At 66.7% G+C, this 528-nt stretch carries 1 protein-coding gene; it reads left to right on the top strand.

Annotated elements, in window-relative coordinates:
• Nucleotides 1-528, top strand: a 528-nt coding sequence (locus EOA22_RS36550) for an ATP-binding protein (protein WP_245478813.1), incomplete at both ends; no start/stop codon positions are given.

Raw genomic sequence — 528 nt, 5'->3', positions numbered from 1 at the left:
GCCGAGGTCAAGGCCACCGCGCATGCGCTGAACCAACTCTCGTCGCGGCTGCGGACCGCCATGGAAAGCCGCATGCGGCTGGTCGCCGCCGCCGGCCATGATCTGCGAACGCCGATGACGCGCATGCGGCTGCGCGCCGAATTCCTCGACGACGAACGCGACAAATGGCTTCACGACCTCGACGAACTCGACCGCATCGCCGACAGCGCCATCCGTCTGGTGCGCGAAGAGGTGAACCAGGACGCCGTCGAACCGGTCGACCTGGCAAAGACGGTGCGCGATATCGAAGCCGAGATGGCATCGCTCGGCCATGCCGTGTCGATCGGGCACCTGGACAAGGTTTGCGTGCGGGCCGGCGCGCTTGGCCTGCGCCGCGCCTTGCGCAACCTGATCGTCAACGCCGCCACCCATGGCAAGGCGTGCCGCATCGACCTGGCCGCAGCCGACAATCGCGCCGTTCTGACCATATCTGACCACGGCCCGGGCATACCCACGGAACTCCTGAACAAGGCGTTCGAGCCCTTCTTC

It is taken from the genome of Mesorhizobium sp. M7A.F.Ca.US.014.04.1.1, from assembly GCF_003998745.1.
In the GTDB taxonomy this organism is placed as follows: Bacteria; Pseudomonadota; Alphaproteobacteria; order Rhizobiales; family Rhizobiaceae; genus Mesorhizobium; species Mesorhizobium ciceri.
The sequence above is the reverse complement of the archived record's forward strand: the minus strand, read 5'-3'. Positions and strand labels throughout refer to the sequence as shown.